Source organism: Actinokineospora sp. UV203, from assembly GCF_056323665.1.
Map to the genome: position 1 here is coordinate 430399 of NZ_CM150484.1, position 16105 is coordinate 446503.

General features: G+C 69.3%; 18 protein-coding genes. 12 read left to right on the top strand and 6 right to left on the bottom strand.

Annotated features, from left to right (window positions below):
* Nucleotides 1-11: 11 nt before the first annotated feature.
* Entirely contained in the window at nt 12-1607 is a 1596-nt protein-coding gene (mptB, locus tag ACUZ2Y_RS02035) for a polyprenol phosphomannose-dependent alpha 1,6 mannosyltransferase MptB (RefSeq protein WP_476326325.1), read from the bottom strand.
* Between the two features lie 330 nt (nt 1608-1937).
* Between mptB and ACUZ2Y_RS02040 the strand changes: the two genes are divergently transcribed.
* The 9 genes from ACUZ2Y_RS02040 (at nt 1938) to ACUZ2Y_RS02080 (ending at nt 8993) form a co-directional block, all read left to right on the top strand.
* On the top strand, nt 1938-2681 hold the full coding sequence (locus ACUZ2Y_RS02040; protein ID WP_476326327.1) for a helix-turn-helix transcriptional regulator: 744 nt from the start codon (nt 1938-1940) through the stop codon (nt 2679-2681).
* The gene (gene sufB / locus ACUZ2Y_RS02045) at nt 2678-4120 is read left to right on the top strand and encodes a Fe-S cluster assembly protein SufB (RefSeq protein WP_476326329.1); all 1443 of its coding nucleotides are present in this window, start codon (nt 2678-2680) and stop codon (nt 4118-4120) included. Before ACUZ2Y_RS02040 ends, sufB begins: the two co-directional genes overlap by 4 nt.
* Entirely contained in the window at nt 4121-5284 is a 1164-nt protein-coding gene (gene sufD, locus ACUZ2Y_RS02050) for a Fe-S cluster assembly protein SufD (protein ID WP_476326331.1), read from the top strand.
* The gene (locus ACUZ2Y_RS02055) at nt 5281-5595 is read left to right on the top strand and encodes a non-heme iron oxygenase ferredoxin subunit (protein WP_476326333.1); all 315 of its coding nucleotides are present in this window, start codon (nt 5281-5283) and stop codon (nt 5593-5595) included. Before sufD ends, ACUZ2Y_RS02055 begins: the two co-directional genes overlap by 4 nt.
* 15 nt (nt 5596-5610) lie before the next feature.
* Nucleotides 5611-6384, top strand: coding sequence for a Fe-S cluster assembly ATPase SufC (sufC, locus tag ACUZ2Y_RS02060; protein WP_476326335.1), 774 nt, complete (start codon nt 5611-5613; stop codon nt 6382-6384).
* Between the two features lie 37 nt (nt 6385-6421).
* Nucleotides 6422-7678 carry a cysteine desulfurase gene (locus tag ACUZ2Y_RS02065; protein ID WP_476326337.1) on the top strand — a complete coding sequence of 419 codons (1257 nt, stop codon included), beginning with the start codon at nt 6422-6424 and terminating at the stop codon, nt 7676-7678.
* A complete protein-coding gene (gene sufU, locus ACUZ2Y_RS02070) occupies nt 7678-8127 on the top strand; it encodes a Fe-S cluster assembly sulfur transfer protein SufU (RefSeq protein WP_476326339.1) in 450 nt (149 codons plus the stop codon). Before ACUZ2Y_RS02065 ends, sufU begins: the two co-directional genes overlap by 1 nt.
* A 44-nt stretch (nt 8128-8171) precedes the next feature.
* Nucleotides 8172-8513 (top strand): metal-sulfur cluster assembly factor, encoded by a 342-nt coding sequence (locus tag ACUZ2Y_RS02075; RefSeq protein WP_476331516.1) that lies wholly within the window; start codon nt 8172-8174, stop codon nt 8511-8513.
* Between the two features lie 156 nt (nt 8514-8669).
* Entirely contained in the window at nt 8670-8993 is a 324-nt protein-coding gene (locus tag ACUZ2Y_RS02080; RefSeq protein ID WP_476326341.1) for a DUF6355 family natural product biosynthesis protein, read from the top strand.
* Nucleotides 8994-9050: 57 nt separating this feature from the next.
* On the opposite strand, the gene ACUZ2Y_RS02085 is transcribed toward ACUZ2Y_RS02080, so the two are convergent.
* The 3 genes from ACUZ2Y_RS02085 to ACUZ2Y_RS02095 form a co-directional block, all read right to left on the bottom strand.
* Nucleotides 9051-10052, bottom strand: coding sequence for an aldo/keto reductase (locus ACUZ2Y_RS02085; protein WP_476326343.1), 1002 nt, complete (start codon nt 10050-10052; stop codon nt 9051-9053).
* Nucleotides 10053-10130: 78 nt separating this feature from the next.
* On the bottom strand, nt 10131-10745 hold the full coding sequence (locus ACUZ2Y_RS02090) for a GmrSD restriction endonuclease domain-containing protein (RefSeq protein ID WP_476331519.1): 615 nt from the start codon (nt 10743-10745) through the stop codon (nt 10131-10133).
* Nucleotides 10746-10920: 175 nt separating this feature from the next.
* Nucleotides 10921-11583 carry a peptidylprolyl isomerase gene (locus ACUZ2Y_RS02095; protein WP_476326345.1) on the bottom strand — a complete coding sequence of 221 codons (663 nt, stop codon included), beginning with the start codon at nt 11581-11583 and terminating at the stop codon, nt 10921-10923.
* 477 nt (nt 11584-12060) lie between these two features.
* Between ACUZ2Y_RS02095 and ACUZ2Y_RS02100 the strand changes: the two genes are divergently transcribed.
* Nucleotides 12061-13524, top strand: coding sequence for an MSCRAMM family protein (locus ACUZ2Y_RS02100; protein ID WP_476326347.1), 1464 nt, complete (start codon nt 12061-12063; stop codon nt 13522-13524).
* A 6-nt stretch (nt 13525-13530) separates the two neighbouring features.
* Nucleotides 13531-14232: a class F sortase gene (locus ACUZ2Y_RS02105; RefSeq protein WP_476326349.1), complete on the top strand. Its 702-nt coding sequence runs from the start codon at nt 13531-13533 to the stop codon at nt 14230-14232.
* A 102-nt stretch (nt 14233-14334) separates the two neighbouring features.
* On the opposite strand, the gene ACUZ2Y_RS02110 is transcribed toward ACUZ2Y_RS02105, so the two are convergent.
* Nucleotides 14335-14637, bottom strand: a complete 303-nt coding sequence (locus tag ACUZ2Y_RS02110; RefSeq protein ID WP_476326351.1) for an early set domain-containing protein — start codon at nt 14635-14637, stop codon at nt 14335-14337.
* A 167-nt stretch (nt 14638-14804) separates the two neighbouring features.
* Between ACUZ2Y_RS02110 and ACUZ2Y_RS02115 the strand changes: the two genes are divergently transcribed.
* Entirely contained in the window at nt 14805-15770 is a 966-nt protein-coding gene (locus ACUZ2Y_RS02115; RefSeq protein WP_476326353.1) for a pirin family protein, read from the top strand.
* A 3-nt stretch (nt 15771-15773) separates the two neighbouring features.
* Here the strand turns inward: ACUZ2Y_RS02115 and ACUZ2Y_RS02120 are convergent, their stop codons facing one another.
* Nucleotides 15774-16076: a hypothetical protein gene (locus ACUZ2Y_RS02120; protein ID WP_476326355.1), complete on the bottom strand. Its 303-nt coding sequence runs from the start codon at nt 16074-16076 to the stop codon at nt 15774-15776.
* Nucleotides 16077-16105 lie beyond the last annotated feature (29 nt).

Genomic DNA, 16105 nt, shown 5'->3' on the forward strand with positions numbered 1-16105 from the left:
GACTCGAAAGCCTAAGGCGTGCCGGTGGTCACCCGGCGGGCGGGCGGCCACGGCAGGTGCCGCCACACCACGGCGACCGCTGCCAGGGTGGTGATCGCGGCGGCGAGGTAGGCGTAGGGGAGCACGAAGATGTGCCCGTCGAAGGTTCCCCCGGTCGGCGCCAGCACCACCGCGAGACTCGCGCTGATCACCGTCGCCGCCGTGCGGAACCGGGTGTTGCCCGCCGCGGCGGCCAGCGGGACCGCCGCCCACAGCAGGTACCAGGCGTGCACGGCCGCGCCGAACACCAGCACCGCGCCCAGCGCCACACCGAGGCCGGTCAGCGGCCGCAGCTTCCACCGGAAGCTGTCGAGCAGCAGCTTCGCCGCGATCAGCGGGCCGATGATGGCGCCGAACAGCCGCGCCACGGTGATGGCCGCGTCGGTGTGGTTGCCCAGGCCCATCAGGATCCCGAGGCCGCCGGCGCCGAAGCCGAGCGCGGTCATCGGCGCCAGCCAGCTCTTGATGGTCGACGCGGTGTTCAGCGTGCTGACCCAGCCGTAGCCAAGGCCGCTGCCGAAGGAGCAGGCGGTGAGCACGACCAGGAACACCACGCCCAGCCCGCCCGCGACCTGGAACAGGTGTTTCCACGTCCCGCCCATCCGCCGGGCGATCATCACTCCCAGGAAGCCCAACGCCAGCGCCGCCGGGATCTTCACCGCCGCGCCGAGCGTGATCACCGCGCCCCCGGTGGCGTACCAGGCCAACTCACCGCGCTGCCACGGCGGGAACGGGCCGTCCGAGGTCACCTTCGCCATCCGGGTGAGCGCCAGCTCGAAGCCCACCAGCATCAGCCCGATCGCCAGCGCCTCGTTGTGCACGCCCACGACCAGGTGGAACAGCACCAGCGGGTTGGCCGCGCCCAGCCACAGGGCGCTCACCGGGCTCACCCCGAACCGCTTGGCCAGCCGGGGGAGCGACCACACGATCATCGCCAGGCCGATCAGCGCCAGCAGTCGGTGCAAGGCGACACCGTGGACGACGTGGTCGCCGGTGAGCCAGTTGATGGCCTTGCCCAGGGTGAGGAACAGCGGGCCGTACGGCGACGGCGTCTCCCGCCAGATCGTCGGCACACCCTGGGTGAGCGGGTGCTCGACACCGAGCGCCTGAGCGGGCCCTAGCGTGTACGGGTCCATGCCGCGGGCCACGATCTCGCTCTGCGCGAGGTAGCTGTAGACGTCGCGGCTGAAGCTGGGCACGGTGAACACCAGCGGCGCGATCCACATCACCAGCGTCCGGGCCATCTGCGGCACGGACACGACGCGCTCGCGGCCGGGGCGCGACAGCCTGCCCAGCGCCAGCCAGGCGACCACGATCATGAACACGCCGGTGAACCCGATCGCCAGCGACACCGTGGTCATCCGGATGAACAGGTTGAACACCGGGAGCCGGATCACCGGGTTGAACACCGGAGCGGCCCCCGCGCCCAGCGAGCCCACGGCGAGTAGCAGCGCGCCTACTGTGCCGAACCGGCGCACGACGTCGAGCTGCTTGCGCTCCACAGCGTTGAGCGCGCCCGCCTCGTCGTCGGACACCCGCACGCGCCGCCCCGTCTCTGCCGTCACCACGCCGAAGAGCCTATCCACCCCCACCCCCCACCCAAGCCCGGTCACCACAACCCCGCGAGTCGCCCCTCCAGGCAAGTGAGTCGCCCGCTCAGGCAAGCGAGTTCGACATTCAGGCAAGCGAGTTCGACATTCGCGGTCGCTCATCGACATTCGGACCATGGTTTCGCCGACCCGGCACCGCCTGAATGCGCAACTCACCTGCCTGAATGTCGAACTCGCTTGCCTGGAGGGGCGACTCACCTGCTGGAAGGGGCGACTCGCGGGGTGATGCCGGTCACCGGGAGGTACCCCGCCTTTGCCCCTGCGTCGGAAATAAGACACACTTGTGTTGTGAAAAAGACCGCCCCCGCTCCGCGGACCCCGGAGGAGACCCATGGTCTCGCCGGCGTCGGGCAGCAGGACGGCCGCACCAGGGTTGGTGTGGCCCGTCTGCTGCTGGAGCAGGGACCGATCTCGGCCGTCGCGGTCGCCGACGCGCTGGGGCTCAGCCCCGCCGCCGTCCGCAGGCACCTCGACGCCCTGGTGGCCGATGGGGAGGCCCACACCCGTGAGGCCCCGCGCCTGGGCCACCGCGGCCGCGGCCGGCCGGCGAAGCTCTTCCTGCTGACCGAGTCGGGCCGTTCCCGGTTCGGCCACGCCTACGACGACCTGGCCATCTCCGCCCTGCGCTTCCTCGCCGAGAGCGGGGGAGAGCAGGCCGTCCGCGCGTTCGCGGAGCGCCGGATGGGCACCCTGGTCGACCGTCACCGCGCCGCCATCACCTCGGTCGCGGACCCGGCGGAGCGGGCGCGGGCCTTGGCCGTCGCGCTGACCCGCGAGGGTTACGCTGCGTCGACCCGAAGTGTCGGCGCCGGTGAGCAGCTCTGCCAGCACCACTGCCCCGTCGCGCACGTCGCGGCGGAGTTCCCCCAGCTGTGCGAGGTCGAGACGGCGGCGTTCGCCGCGCTTCTCGGCACCCACGTGCAGCGCCTGGCGACGATCGCGAACGGCGACGCCGCGTGCACTACGCACGTGCCGCTCCAGTCCTCAGGCAAGACCGCTTCACCCGTTCCGCATGGAGGGAAGTCCCTATGACTGCCGCTGCCGAGCAGCGCACCACCACGCAGCTCACCCAGGAAGAGACCATCGACTCCCTGGGTCGCTACGAATTCGGCTGGGCCGACAAGGACGTCGCGGGCGCAGCCGCCCAGCGCGGCTTGTCGGAGGCCGTGGTCCGGGACATCTCGGCCAAGAAGAGCGAACCCGAGTGGATGCTGGAGTCCCGGCTCAAGGGTCTGCGGCTCTTCGACCGCAAGCCCATGCCGAGCTGGGGCGCCGACCTGTCGGGGATCGACTTCGACAACATCAAGTACTTCGTGCGGTCCACGGAGAAGCAGGCCCAGTCCTGGGAAGACCTGCCCGAGGACATCAAGAACACCTACGACAGGCTGGGCATCCCCGAGGCCGAGAAGGCCCGCCTGGTCTCCGGTGTCGCCGCCCAGTACGAGTCCGAAGTGGTCTATCACAAGATCAACGAGGAGCTCGAGAAGCAGGGTGTCATCTTCCTCGACACCGACACCGCGCTCAAGGAGCACCCGGAGCTGTTCGCCGAGTACTACGGCTCGGTGATCCCGCACGGGGACAACAAGTTCTCCGCGCTCAACGGCGCCGTGTGGTCGGGTGGCTCGTTCATCTACGTGCCCAAGGGCGTCCACGTCGAGATCCCGCTGCAGGCCTACTTCCGGATCAACACCGAGAACATGGGCCAGTTCGAGCGCACGCTGATCATCGTCGACGAAGGTGCCTACGTGCACTACGTCGAGGGCTGCACCGCGCCGATCTACTCCTCGGACTCGCTGCACTCCGCGGTCGTGGAGATCATCGTGAAGAAGGGCGGCCGCTGCCGCTACACGACCATCCAGAACTGGTCGAACAACGTCTACAACCTGGTCACCAAGCGCGCCAAGGCCGAAGAGGGCGCGACCATGGAGTGGATCGACGGCAACATCGGCTCCAAGGTCACCATGAAGTACCCGGCCGTCTACCTGATGGGCGAGCACGCCCACGGTGAGGTCCTCTCCATCGCCTTCGCCGGCGAGGGCCAGCACCAGGACGCGGGCGCCAAGATGGTCCACCTCGCGCCGCACACCACCTCGAAGATCGAGTCGAAGTCGGTGGCGCGCGGCGGCGGTCGCACGTCCTACCGCGGCCTGGTCCAGGTCAACAAGCGGGCGCACCACTCGAAGTCCACGGTCAAGTGCGACGCGCTGCTGGTCGACACGATCAGCCGCTCCGACACCTACCCGTACGTCGACATCCGCGAGGACGACGTGCAGATGGGCCACGAGGCCACGGTGTCGAAGGTCAGCGACGACCAGCTGTTCTACCTGATGTCGCGCGGCCTGTCCGAGGACGAGGCCATGGCGATGATCGTGCGCGGGTTCGTCGAGCCCATCGCGCGTGAGCTGCCCATGGAGTACGCGCTGGAACTGAACCGCCTGATCGAACTGCAGATGGAAGGGGCCGTCGGCTAAATGACTGCCGCTGTTGAAAGCCCACGCTCTGAGAGCGGAGCGCGGGTTCCCGAGGCATCGCGCGCCGACTGGTTCTCCTCCTACGACGTCAACGCGTTCGAGGTGCCGACCGGCCGCGAGGAGATTTGGCGCTTCACGCCGATGAAGCGGCTGGCCGGCCTGCACAACGGTGCCGAGGCCACCGGTGTCGCGACGGTCGAGATCGACGCGCCCGGTGAGCTGACCGTCGAGACGGTCGCCCGTGGCGACAAGCGGCTCGGCGAGGCGGGCACGCCCGCCGACCGGGTCGCCGCCCAGGCGTTCAGCTCGTTCGCCGAGGCCACGATCCTGACCGCGGCCAAGGAGCAGCGCGCGTCCGCTCCGACGACCGTCAAGGTCACCGGGCCGGGCGAGGGCAAGCTCGCCTACGGCCACCTGCAGATTCGCGCCGAGCTGTACGCCGAGGCCGTCGTGGTCGTCGACCACCGCGGTTCCGGTGTGTACGCCGACAACGTGGAGTTCGTCCTCGCCGAGGGCTCGAAGCTCACCGTGGTGTCCATTCAGGACTGGGCTGACGACGCGGTGCACGTTTCCGCGCAGCACGCCAAGATCGGCAAGGACGCGGTGCTCAAGCACACCGTTGTCACCCTTGGCGGCGACCTGGTCCGCGTGTCCCCGACGGCGTCCTTCGCCGAGCGGGGCGGGGAAGTCGACCTCACCGGTCTGTACTTCGCCGACGCCGGGCAGCACTTCGAGCACCGGACCTTTGTGGACCACGCGCAGCCGAACTGCACGTCGAACGTGACGTACAAGGGCGCGCTGCAAGGGGAGGGCGCGCACACCGTGTGGATCGGCGACGTGCTGATCCGCGTGGCCGCCGAGGGCACCCAGACCTACGAGCTCAACCGGAACCTCCTGCTGACCGACGGCGCGCGCGCCGACTCGGTGCCGAACCTGGAGATCGAGACCGGTGAGATCGCCGGGGCGGGCCACGCCAGCGCGACCGGCCGCTTCGACGACGAGCAACTGTTCTACTTGCAGGCTCGCGGAATCCCGGAGGACCAAGCCCGGCGCCTGGTCGTGCGCGGCTTCTTCCACGAGCTGCTGATGAAGATCACCGTTCCCGAGGTGCGCGAGCGCCTTGAGGCGGCGATCGAGGCCGAACTGGAAGCAGTCGGGGTATGAGTCGCGCGTGTGCACTGTCCGATCTGGACGACGGCAAACCGCACGCCGTCGAGATCGATGATGTCGCCGTGGTGCTGGTGCGCCAAGGTGACGAGGTGCACGCACTGCGCGACGAGTGCTCGCACGCCGAACTGGCACTGTCCGAAGGGGAGCTGACCCGCAAGGGTCTGGAGTGCTGGCTGCACGGGTCGTGTTTCGACCTGCGCACCGGCGCCCCCTCGGCTCCGCCCGCGACCGAACCCGTCGATGTGTACGCCGTGAGGATTGTCGACGGGGATGTCCATGTGGACGTCACTACCACCACGAACTGAAGGAAACCGCACGACATGGCCACGCTGGAGATCAAGGACCTGCACGTTTCGGTCAGCACCGACGAAGGTCCCAAGGAGATCCTCAAGGGCGTCGACCTGACCATCAAGGCAGGCGAGACCCACGCGATCATGGGCCCCAACGGGTCCGGCAAGTCCACTCTGTCCTACGCGATCGCCGGTCACCCCAAGTACCAGGTGACCTCGGGCACGATCACGCTCGACGGCGAGGACGTCCTGGCCATGAGCGTGGACGAGCGCGCCCGCGCGGGCCTGTTCCTGGCCATGCAGTACCCGGTCGAGGTCCCCGGTGTGTCGATGTCGAACTTCCTGCGCACCGCGGCCACCGCCGTGCGCGGCGAGGCGCCGAAGCTGCGCACCTGGGTCAAGGAGGTCAAGGCCGCCATGGGCGAGCTGGACATCGACCCGGCCTTCGCCGAGCGCAGCGTCAACGAGGGTTTCTCCGGCGGCGAGAAGAAGCGCCACGAGATCCTGCAGCTGGCGCTGCTGCAGCCGAAGATCGCCATCCTCGACGAGACCGACTCGGGCCTCGACGTCGACGCCCTGCGTGTCGTGTCCGAGGGCGTCAACCGGTTCCAGGCCTCCGGCGAGCACGGTGTCCTGCTGATCACGCACTACACCCGCATCCTGCGCCACATCACGCCCGACTTCGTGCACGTCTTCGCGGCGGGCAAGATCGTCGAGTCCGGTGGCAAGGAGCTGGCCGACCAGCTTGAGGCCGAGGGTTACGTGAAATACGCGGGCATCCAGGAAGCCGCGACCACTTCCTGACGTTGCACAGGACAGAATCCACGGAGAGGGGTGTCAGGTGACCGGCCACGGGTTTGACGTCGAGCAGGTCCGCAAGGACTTCCCGATCCTGCAGCGCAGGCTTGCCGAGGACAGGCCGCTGGTCTACCTCGACAGCGCGAACACGTCGCAGAAGCCGCAGTCGGTGATCGACACGCTCACTGAGCACTACGAGCGCCACAACGCGAACGTGGCGCGCGCGGTGCACCAGCTCGGCGAGGAGTCCACGGCGGCGTTCGAGGGCGCCCGCGACAAGATCGCGGCGTTCATCGGGGCCCCGAGCCGCGACGAGATCATCTTCACCCGTGGCATCACCGAGGCGATCAACCTGGTCGCCAATGTGCTGGCCTGGGCCGATGAGCCGTACCGGGTGGGGCCGGGCGACGAGGTCGTCGTCACCGAGATGGAGCACCACTCCAACATCGTGCCGTGGCAGCTGCTCACGCAGCGGACCGGCGCGACGCTGAAGTGGTTCGGCATCACCGACGACGGCAGGCTCGACCTGTCGAACATCGACGAGCTGATCACCGAGCGCACCAAGGTCGTCTCGCTCGTGCACGTGTCGAACATGCTGGGCACGATCAACCCGGTCGCCGAGATCGCCCGCCGCGCCAAGGCTGTCGGCGCGCTCGTCGTGCTCGACGCCGCGCAGGCCGGACCGCAGCTGCCGTACAACGTCCTGGAGACCGGTGCCGACCTGATCGGCTTCACCGGGCACAAGCTGTTGGGTCCCACCGGCATCGGTGTCCTGTGGGGACGGTCGGAGGTGCTCGCGGCGCTGCCCCCGTTCCATGGCGGCGGCGAGATGATCGAGGACGTCCGGATGGAGCGCTCGACGTACGCTCCGGCTCCGCACAAGTTCGAGGCGGGCACCCCGCCGATCGCGCAGGCGATCGGCCTGGGCGCGGCGATCGACTACCTCAGCGCGCTGGGCATGGAGAACGTGGCCGCGCACGAGCGGGCGATCACCGGCTACGCGCTGGAGCGGATGCTCGAAGTGCCGGGTGTGCGGATTCTCGGTCCGACCGACATGGTCGACCGCGGCGGGGCGATCAGCTTCACCATGGAAGGCCTGCACCCGCACGACATCAGCCAGGTGCTCGACTCGTACGGCGTCGCCGTGCGCGGCGGGCACCACTGCGCCAAGCCCGCGCACCGCAGGCTCGGCGCGCAGTCCTCGACCCGGGTGTCGGGTTACCTCTACACCACCGAGGCCGAGATCGACGCGATGATCGAGGGGCTGCACCAGGTCCGCAAGTTCTTCGGGGTGGCGTGATGCAGCTGCAGCAGATGTACCAGGAGATCATCCTGGACCACTACAAGAACCCGCACGGACGCGGTCTGCGCGACCCGTTCGACGCGGAGTCCTTTCAGGTCAACCCGACTTGCGGCGACGAGGTCACCCTCCGGGTGAAGCTCGACGGCGACAAGGTCGCGGACGTGTCGTACGAGGGGCAGGGCTGTTCGATCAGCCAGGCGTCCACGTCGGTGCTGACGGACTTGGTGGTCGGCCGGGACGTGGCGGACGCACTGTCCACTATGGACGCGTTCGTGGAGCTGATGCAGGGCCGGGGTCAGGTCGAACCGGATGAGGACGTGCTGGAGGACGGCATCGCCTTCGCGGGTGTGGCCAAGTACCCGGCGCGGGTGAAGTGTGCTCTGCTTGGCTGGATGGCTTTCAAGGACGCGGTTGCCCGTTCGGGCGAAGGAGTGACAGCGCGATGAGCACCGAGAACGACGCAGCAGAAGTCCAGCGCGGCGCCGCGGGGATGCCCGACCAGGCCCCCCGGGCCGACCTGGCCACCTTGGACGACCTCGAAGAGGCCATGCGCGACGTGGTCGACCCTGAGCTTGGGATCAACGTGGTCGACCTTGGCCTGGTGTATGACATCCGGGTCGAGGACGACAACACCGCGACCATCGACATGACGTTGACGTCGGCGGCCTGTCCGCTGACCGACGTGATCGAGGACCAGACGCGGGCGGCACTGACCGGCGGCGGCCTGGTCAACGACTTCCGGATCAACTGGGTCTGGATGCCCCCGTGGGGTCCGGAGAAGATCACCGACGACGGCCGCGAGCAGCTGCGCGCGCTTGGGTTCACTGTCTGATCGAATAGCGCTTACCGAAGGCCGACGGGACACCCCGTCGGCCTTCGTTTTCTTTTCACCCTTTCAGGGACTACTCCGTCACCCCATTCCCGTGCGACGCTGGAATCTCCTTGGGGGAGGAAATCAACTTCCCCCATGTGGCAAGGGGGAAATGAAATGCGTTCACTGGTAAGCCTGCGCCCGCTGGCGTCGCTGGCCATTGCTCTGTCCTTCGCGGGACTCGCCGCCGCCCCGGCCGCCGCGGTTGTCGACCAGAACAGTCCTCGGGTCGCGGTCAGCCCGCTGGCCTGCGGTTGGGACCCCGATGGCCCGTCCGGCCGGGCCTACTACAACCACTGCGGCGGGGGCTCGTGGGTGTGGATCCGGGTGGAACGACACCACGGGCTGAGCGGGTACGACGAATGCGTCGAACCGGGCCGCACCTATCTGGGGGACGCGGGAATCATCAAGTTCGCCTGGTACAAGGGTGAGACCTGCTGATTCGAATGAATGGCGGGCCGAATGGCGTTGGGGGCTATTCGGCCCGCCCTTTCGCGATCAGCGCGCCTCGTCCAGAGTCGCGCGCTGCTCGGGTGACAATTCCAAGGCCACCGCGGCGATACTCTCGTCGAGCTGGGCCACCGACGAAGCACCCACGAGCGGGATCGCCGGAATCTCGTGGCCGATCATCCACGCCAGCACGACCTGGTTCACCGTCGCCCCGGTTTCCTCGGCGACCTTGCGTGCCGCCGCGAGGCGGGACTGGGTGCCGGGGTGGTCGAAGTCGACGCCGAGTGGCTTGTCCGCGCGGGTGTAGGCACCGCCGAGCAGCGGCGAGTACGCCACCAGCGCCAGGTCCGGCTCGGTACGCAGATAGGCCCGCAGATCCGCGCTGAGATAACCCTGATTGCCATCGACTGACCGCCTCCCCGGCAAGTCAGTGCGCGGACGCAGGTAACTGTGCTGGTACTGCAGGACTTCGTACCCGGGAAGTCCCGCCGCCGCACTCGTCGCCCTGGCCCGCTCCACCCGCCAAGCCCAGTGGTTGCTCACCCCGAGCAGACCCACCATGCCCTCGGCGACGAGTTCGGCGAACGCCGCCACCGTCTCGTCCATCGGCGTCGCGTAGTCCTCGACGTGCGCATACAGCAAGTCCACTGTGGACATCCCGAGCGCTTCCGCACTGCGCGCGGCGGACTCGCGGATCACCTTGGCGGACAAGCCCTCGATGTTGTCCGGCAGCGCCGTGTCGGCGAAGCTCAGGCCGGGGGCGATCGGGCGGCCGCCGAGCTTGGTGGCGACGGTGACCTCGTCACCCACACCGCGGCTGCGACGCCAGCGGCCGAGGAGCGCCTCGCTCTCGCCACCCTGGGTGTTTCCCACCCAGAACGCGTAATTGTTCGACGTGTCGATGAACGTGCCGCCCGCCTCGACATACCTGTCCAGGATCGCGAACGACGTCTGCTCGTCGACGGTCGTGCCGAACAGCATGGCACCCAGGCTCAGCACGCTGACGGTGCGGCGGGTTCGCGGGTCCGTGCCGATCGTGCGGTACTTCACGCTGAGGTCCTCTCAACGGGCCCGTGTGGTTCCGGGCGTCGAGAGCAGTCAATCTCCTGGAGCGCGCTCCAGGTCAAGTCAGCAGCGGTCGAGCATCTTCTCGAGCTCGGTCTTCTCCGCGGGGTTCACCGACAGCTTGTAGTGGTGCTTGACCGCGATCCAGTTGACCGAATAGCCGCACCAAGTGCTGATCAGCGGGGGCTTCCAGGTGTCGGGTCCCTGGTCTCCCTTGGCCTGGTTGACGTTGTCGGTCACCGCGATCAGCTGCGGGCGAACCATGTCGTTGGCGAAGTCGCGGCGCTGCTCCTTCGACCACTCGCCCGCGCCGCTGCGCCAAGCGTTGGCCAGCGGCACCAGGTGGTCGATATCCACATCGGTGGGTTCGGTCCAGGTCGCCCCGTCGAACGGGCTGACCCAGCGGCCCGACACCACACGGCAGCGCCCGTCGACCACCACGTCACGACCATCGCGCTTCAGCACCGCCTCGCGGGCGTTGCACTGACCTTCGACGGTGGCCCAATGGGGGAACGCCTCCCGCGAGTACCCCGCCATCGGCCTGCCGGGGCGAACTTCCAACTCCGCCAACTGCGTTCGGGCGGTGCCGGGATCGTTGGCGGGTGTCATGTCCGCCGGTGTCGCGCCCGCCGACCTCGACTCCAGCCACCCGATGGTCACCGCGGTCAGGCTGAGCACCGCCAGCGCGGCCAGCGCCACCAACAGCCGAGTCCGGAGCGGGATCGCTTTCGACCGAGCTTTCCTTCGGCCTGCTCTTGCCATCCCCGGGGACTCCCTCCGCGCGTCAGCGCGATCTTGGCACGGAGGGAGCCCGCTGATCGTTTCCGGGTGTTTTCGTTATCGGATCGAGGTTTCAGCCGTGCGAACGCCCGACCCGCACATCGTGGATCACAACCGGATGCCGGGGTGCCCCGTCGACCGCGCCATCCGGATCGATGCCCGCCGCGACGATGCGGTCCATGACCTCGATGCCGCGGGTCACGTGCCCCATCACCGTGTACACCGGCCGGATCTTGGCCACCGAATGCACGATGAACCACTCACTGCCGTTGGTTCCCGGCCCCTGGTTGCCCATCGCGATGGTGCCGCGCGGGTAGGTTTCCTGGCCGGTCACCTCGTCCGGGAACTTGTAGCCCGGACCGCCTTCCTCGGCGCGGTAGATGTCGCCGCACTGCAGGACACCCAGGCGCGCGCTGTTCGTGAGGCGGAAACACCGGCTGTCGTCATAGAAGTCGGCCCGCGCGAGGTGAACGATGTTGTGCACCGCGCAGGGGGCGTTATCGCGGTCGAGCCGCAAGTCGAGCGTTCCGTAGTTGGTGGAGATGCTGACATCCACGGTCCCGTGCGACTTCGCTTTCGCGCGGGGCACCCGCACCGGTCGGGCGGCGGGATTGTCGGGGGTCGGGGTGAACTCGCACTGAGCGGGCTTGCCCGTCTCCGCGGTGGCGGGCGACGAGACGATGACACCAGCGACAAGTGCCGTGATGACGGCGATCATGGTTCGCTTCAGTAACATGGCGCCAGCCTACTGGCGCGGCTCGGTCGCTCTGACCTGGCGCCGGCCCGCCGGCGCGGCTCGGTCGCCTTGATGGTGACGTTTCGGGGGTCCCGCACGAACACTGCCAACTTCGATGGCGTGTTCGTGCGGGACCCCCGAAACGTCACCGCGACCGAGCTGCGTTCTTTGTCATCTTGGTGCGTGGGGCACATCACCCGGTCGGCGTGCCCATGTTGCGGGGGCCCGAGCGGCGCCTGATCTCCTCTCCGTGACCGACAGACACCCACATGGACGGGGTTGATCCGCCATTCGCGGGTAACGATCATGTGGATCCCGAGAACCGGCCCGGCCGTGCCCGCCTGACCCGCCGATCGGAGTCGCCCCGGTGGCGGATTGTGTGGCGGTCGCCGAGAAACCAGGCTCGCGAGGGAATCACCCACCGACGTCAATCAGCGTCGCAGCGTCACGCCGCGGCGGCAAGGAGCCGACATCACCATGGGGCGAACCAATTTCGGCGCCCGGCTGATCGCAGGGGTGGCGAGTGCCTCGCTGCTGGCGGGTGCCCTCCTCGTGAGCGCCGCACCCACCGCCGCGGCCGCCGTGCAGGAAGCTCTCGGATACAAGACCTCGCCTTCGCAGCCGTACAAGGACAACCCCGACGCGACTGACTGGTCCGGGTCGTACCTGGTCAACGGGCAGCAGGTGTGGTGCGTGCAGTACGCCCACCTCGCACCCGACACCGACGAGCAGTACCAGCCGGGTGAGGTGCTCAAGACCAAATGGGGAACGGAGCTGAGCCCGGACGTCGCGGCCCAGATCTCCTACCTGCTGCTGCGCCACTCGACCACCAAGAGCGCCGACGAGGCCGCCGCACTGGCGCACCTGCTGCACTCGTGGACCTCGGGGCCGGTGAAAGCCGGCCAAACCGACGAAACCAACACGTTCCGCGAGATCGCCTACGACGCCCCCTTCCACCTCGCGAAGTTGCCCGCGAGCGCCAAGGCCGCCGTCGACCGGCTCAAAGCCGACGCCGTGGCCAACCGCGGCCCGTGGACGACCGGCATCACCAAGCCGACCGCGCCGCAGGTCATCGGCACGCCTGACGCCTGGACCGTCAAGGTCGTCAACGCCGCGGGCAAGGGCGTGGGCGCGGTGCCGGTCACGATCACCCTCACCGACGCCATCGTCGAGGGCCGCAAGACGCTGACGCTGCCGACCCCGGAGGCGGGCGGCCCGCTGACGCTCAACGTCACGCCGACCGGCCCCAACCCGAAGGTCGCGATCTCGCTGTCGGCTCCCGCCGACAAACCGGTGGTACGCCAAGCGGTCCAGGTCGACACTCAGCGCGTGGTAAGCACTGGCGGCGAGAAGCAGCTGACCGGCGCCGAGGCCGTCACGGCCGTCACCGCGCCGGGCAAGGTCGCGGTGGCGAAGGTCGACGAGAAGACCGGCAAGGGCATCGCGGGTGTGTCGCTGCGGATCACCGGCGCCGACAAGACCAAGCCCGCGGTGGACCAGGACGGCAAGCCGCTGACCGGCGCGGACGGGACGCCCTCGGTCGTGGTGACCGGTGCCGACGGGACCGCCGCCGTGCCGAACCTGCGCACCCCGCAACAGATCTGCGTCATCGAGGTCGCCGCGCCGCCCGGATACGAGCAGGCGTTCGACCCCGCGGCACCCCCATCCGCGTGCGGCGAGGTCGCACCGGGGGCGACGCTCACGCTCACGGTCGCGAACAAGCCCAACGTGCCCACGGTGCCCAAGACGATCCCCGCGGGCGACGGCCAGGCCGTCGCGGCGGCCGCACTGGACGACGGCGGGCCGTCGACCGGCCTGCTCGTCGGGCTCGGTGTGCTGGTGCTCGTCGGCGGCGCACTCGTGGCCCTGCTCCTGCTCCACGGACCGTCGCGCCGGCGCGTCGTGGTCGGTCGGGGCATGCGCCGGGACTGGGGGCGCTGACCCCGGATGGCCCGACAGAGTTGGTGGCTCGCCCTGCCCGCGGTCGCGGGCGGGGCGGGTCTGTTCGTCGCGGTGGCCTTCGGCGGCGCGGTGACGGTGTCCGGGACCGCGGTCGCCGGCCGGCACGAGCCGTCACCGCCGCAGGCGGTCGCACTCGGCGGACTCGGCACGGTGCTGCCCACCGAGCCGCCGCAGGCGCCCGCGACCACCACGGCCGCGCCGCCTGCGGCGAGTGCCGCGCCCGTCGAACCAACCGCCGCGCCGGTGGGACAGCGGCCCGGCACGGTCCGGTTGGCCAAGGGCGGCACGGCGACGCTGGTGCGCCAGGAACTCGGCCAGGACGCGACCCTGCCGGTGCCGAACGGCGTGCGTGAGGCGACGTGGTGGGGTGCCGGTCTGGACGCCGCCACGGGTGCGACGGTGCTCGCCGGGCATGTGGACTGGAAGGGGCAGCCGGGCCCCTTCGCCGAACTGTGGAACGCGCGCGACGGCGACCCCGTGTCCGTGGTGGACGCGGCGGGTCGCACGTGGAACTACCGGGTGTCGCGGGTGGAGACGGTCTCGAAGGGCGACTTGCCCGCGCGCGCCGAGGAGTTCTTCGGCCAGAGCGGCGGGCACCGACTGGTCCTGGTCACCTGCGGCGGTCGCTGGGTGGGCGGCGCCGACGGCTACGAGTCGAACCGCGTAGTCATCGCCACCCGAGCGTGACGCCCCGCGGAGGACCTACATCCGACCGCACCCAAGGGGACCGTGACGCCAGCCGACCACGGCCACCGCCAGTCTGCGCGCAACACGGCAGGTGACCAAATATTAAGAATTCCGGGGAGGCGGAACAGTGAAGCGGCAGTTGCCCAGGTGGTCGACCTCGGCGTGGGAGTCGTTGAACCACACGCCGTCGTCGCCGAGGTAGCGGAACGTCAGGGTCGTGCCCTCCGCGACCTCCACCGTCGTCGACAGGGTGCCGTTGCTGCGCCTGCGCAGTTCGTGGCGGCCCGGCTCCCACTCGTTGAAGTTGCCGACCACCGATGCCTTGGCGATCCCTGGCAGGTCGTCCTGGGCCAGCGCGAACGTCACGCGCTGTTGGCCATCGGCCGCGCGCTTAACTCGGATCATCGAACACCTCTCGGCTCTCCGATACCTGTCGCTGACAGTGTCGGGGCAGGCACGGATGGTCGCAACCGGAGGCTTGGCGGGGCTCCGCCCACGGTTCTTCTACTGGGACCACATGTATGGATAGCCTGATCGGACGAGCGCCGACGCGACTGGGAGTGGGTGCGGGAGTGAGCAACCTGGAGCAGGCGCCCGCCGAGCTGGTCTGCTCGGCGGACACCGCGCCGACCGGCAAGCTGCTCGACGGGCGCGAGGTGCCGCTGGGCGGGCCCCGGTCGATGCTGGTGCGCCGGACGCTGCCGCAGCGTGAGCAGTCGCTGATCGGCGCCTGGTGCTTCATCGACCACTACGGCCCCGATGACGTCTCCGCCACCGGCGGCATGGCCGTGGCGGGCCACCCGCACACCGGGCTGCAGACCGTGTCCTGGCTGTTCAGCGGCGAGGTCGAGCACCGCGACACCACCGGGGCGCACGTGATCGTCCGACCGGGTGAGATCAACCTGATGACGGCCGGGTCGGGGATCGCGCACTCCGAGCACTCGCTGCCGGGGACGTCGGTGCTGCACGGGGCGCAGCTGTGGATCGCGCTGCCGGACCGCGACCGGTTCGTCGACCCGGGCTTCGAGCACTACGCGCCACCCGTGCACGACCACGAAGGCGCGCGCGTCGTGGTGTTCCTCGGGACCCTGCTGGGGCACACGTCGCCGGTGGCGACCTACACGCCGCTGCTGGGGGCCGAGATCACCCTGCGGCCAGGGCAGGTCTTGCGTCTGGACGTGGAAGCCGGGTTCGAACACGGGGTCCTCGTCGACACCGGGGAGGTCCGCGCCGCCGGCGTCACCGCGAGCGCGGGGAAGCTGGTCTACCAGCCGACCGGGTCGACCGTCCTCACGCTCGAAGCGGGCGACGAGCCGGCGCGGGTGCTCGTGCTCGGCGGCGAACCGCTGGGGGAGCGGATTGTCATGTGGTGGAACTTCATCGCCCGCTCGCACGACGAGATCGTCACCTTCCGCGAGCAGTGGCAGCGGGCCCGCTCCGGCGGGGAGTCGGGCCGCTACGGCGAGTTCCCCGAGCAGTGGGCCGAGACGCTGCCCGCGCCGATCCTGCCCAACATCCGGCTGAAGTCGCGCGGCTGACCGTCACCGCCTCGTGATCAGCACGGCGATGACCACCGCGCCGACGGTGCCGATGAGCCGGTTGACGTCGATCGCGGGCCGCCACCGCACCGACGACCCGCGGATGACGAAGGCGCCCGCGGGCCGGGCGAAGACGCCGATGCCCGCCCCCTCGGTGATCAGCCCGGTGCCGCTCCCGCCGCCACCGCCGCCGTGGATGGTGGCCGCGGCGATGACGGTGACCCCGTCGCGTTCGCACGGTTCGGTGTAGACGGTCCGCGCGCTGAGCGCGTCCTTGGCCAGCCGGAACACGTCGAGATAGGTCATCGCGAATCCTCCCAGGTCGACGGTAGGTA

Coding starts and splice junctions, on each gene's coding strand:
- sufU (WP_476326339.1), top strand. CDS start 7,678: ATGCAGCTGCAGCAGATGTACCAGGAGATCATCCTGGACCACTACAAG.
- ACUZ2Y_RS02120 (WP_476326355.1), bottom strand. CDS start 16,076: ATGACCTATCTCGACGTGTTCCGGCTGGCCAAGGACGCGCTCAGCGCG.
- ACUZ2Y_RS02095 (WP_476326345.1), bottom strand. CDS start 11,583: ATGTTACTGAAGCGAACCATGATCGCCGTCATCACGGCACTTGTCGCT.
- ACUZ2Y_RS02110 (WP_476326351.1), bottom strand. CDS start 14,637: ATGATCCGAGTTAAGCGCGCGGCCGATGGCCAACAGCGCGTGACGTTC.
- ACUZ2Y_RS02100 (WP_476326347.1), top strand. CDS start 12,061: ATGGGGCGAACCAATTTCGGCGCCCGGCTGATCGCAGGGGTGGCGAGT.
- ACUZ2Y_RS02105 (WP_476326349.1), top strand. CDS start 13,531: ATGGCCCGACAGAGTTGGTGGCTCGCCCTGCCCGCGGTCGCGGGCGGG.
- ACUZ2Y_RS02080 (WP_476326341.1), top strand. CDS start 8,670: ATGCGTTCACTGGTAAGCCTGCGCCCGCTGGCGTCGCTGGCCATTGCT.
- ACUZ2Y_RS02055 (WP_476326333.1), top strand. CDS start 5,281: ATGAGTCGCGCGTGTGCACTGTCCGATCTGGACGACGGCAAACCGCAC.
- sufD (WP_476326331.1), top strand. CDS start 4,121: ATGACTGCCGCTGTTGAAAGCCCACGCTCTGAGAGCGGAGCGCGGGTT.
- sufC (WP_476326335.1), top strand. CDS start 5,611: ATGGCCACGCTGGAGATCAAGGACCTGCACGTTTCGGTCAGCACCGAC.
- sufB (WP_476326329.1), top strand. CDS start 2,678: ATGACTGCCGCTGCCGAGCAGCGCACCACCACGCAGCTCACCCAGGAA.
- ACUZ2Y_RS02075 (WP_476331516.1), top strand. CDS start 8,172: ATGCCCGACCAGGCCCCCCGGGCCGACCTGGCCACCTTGGACGACCTC.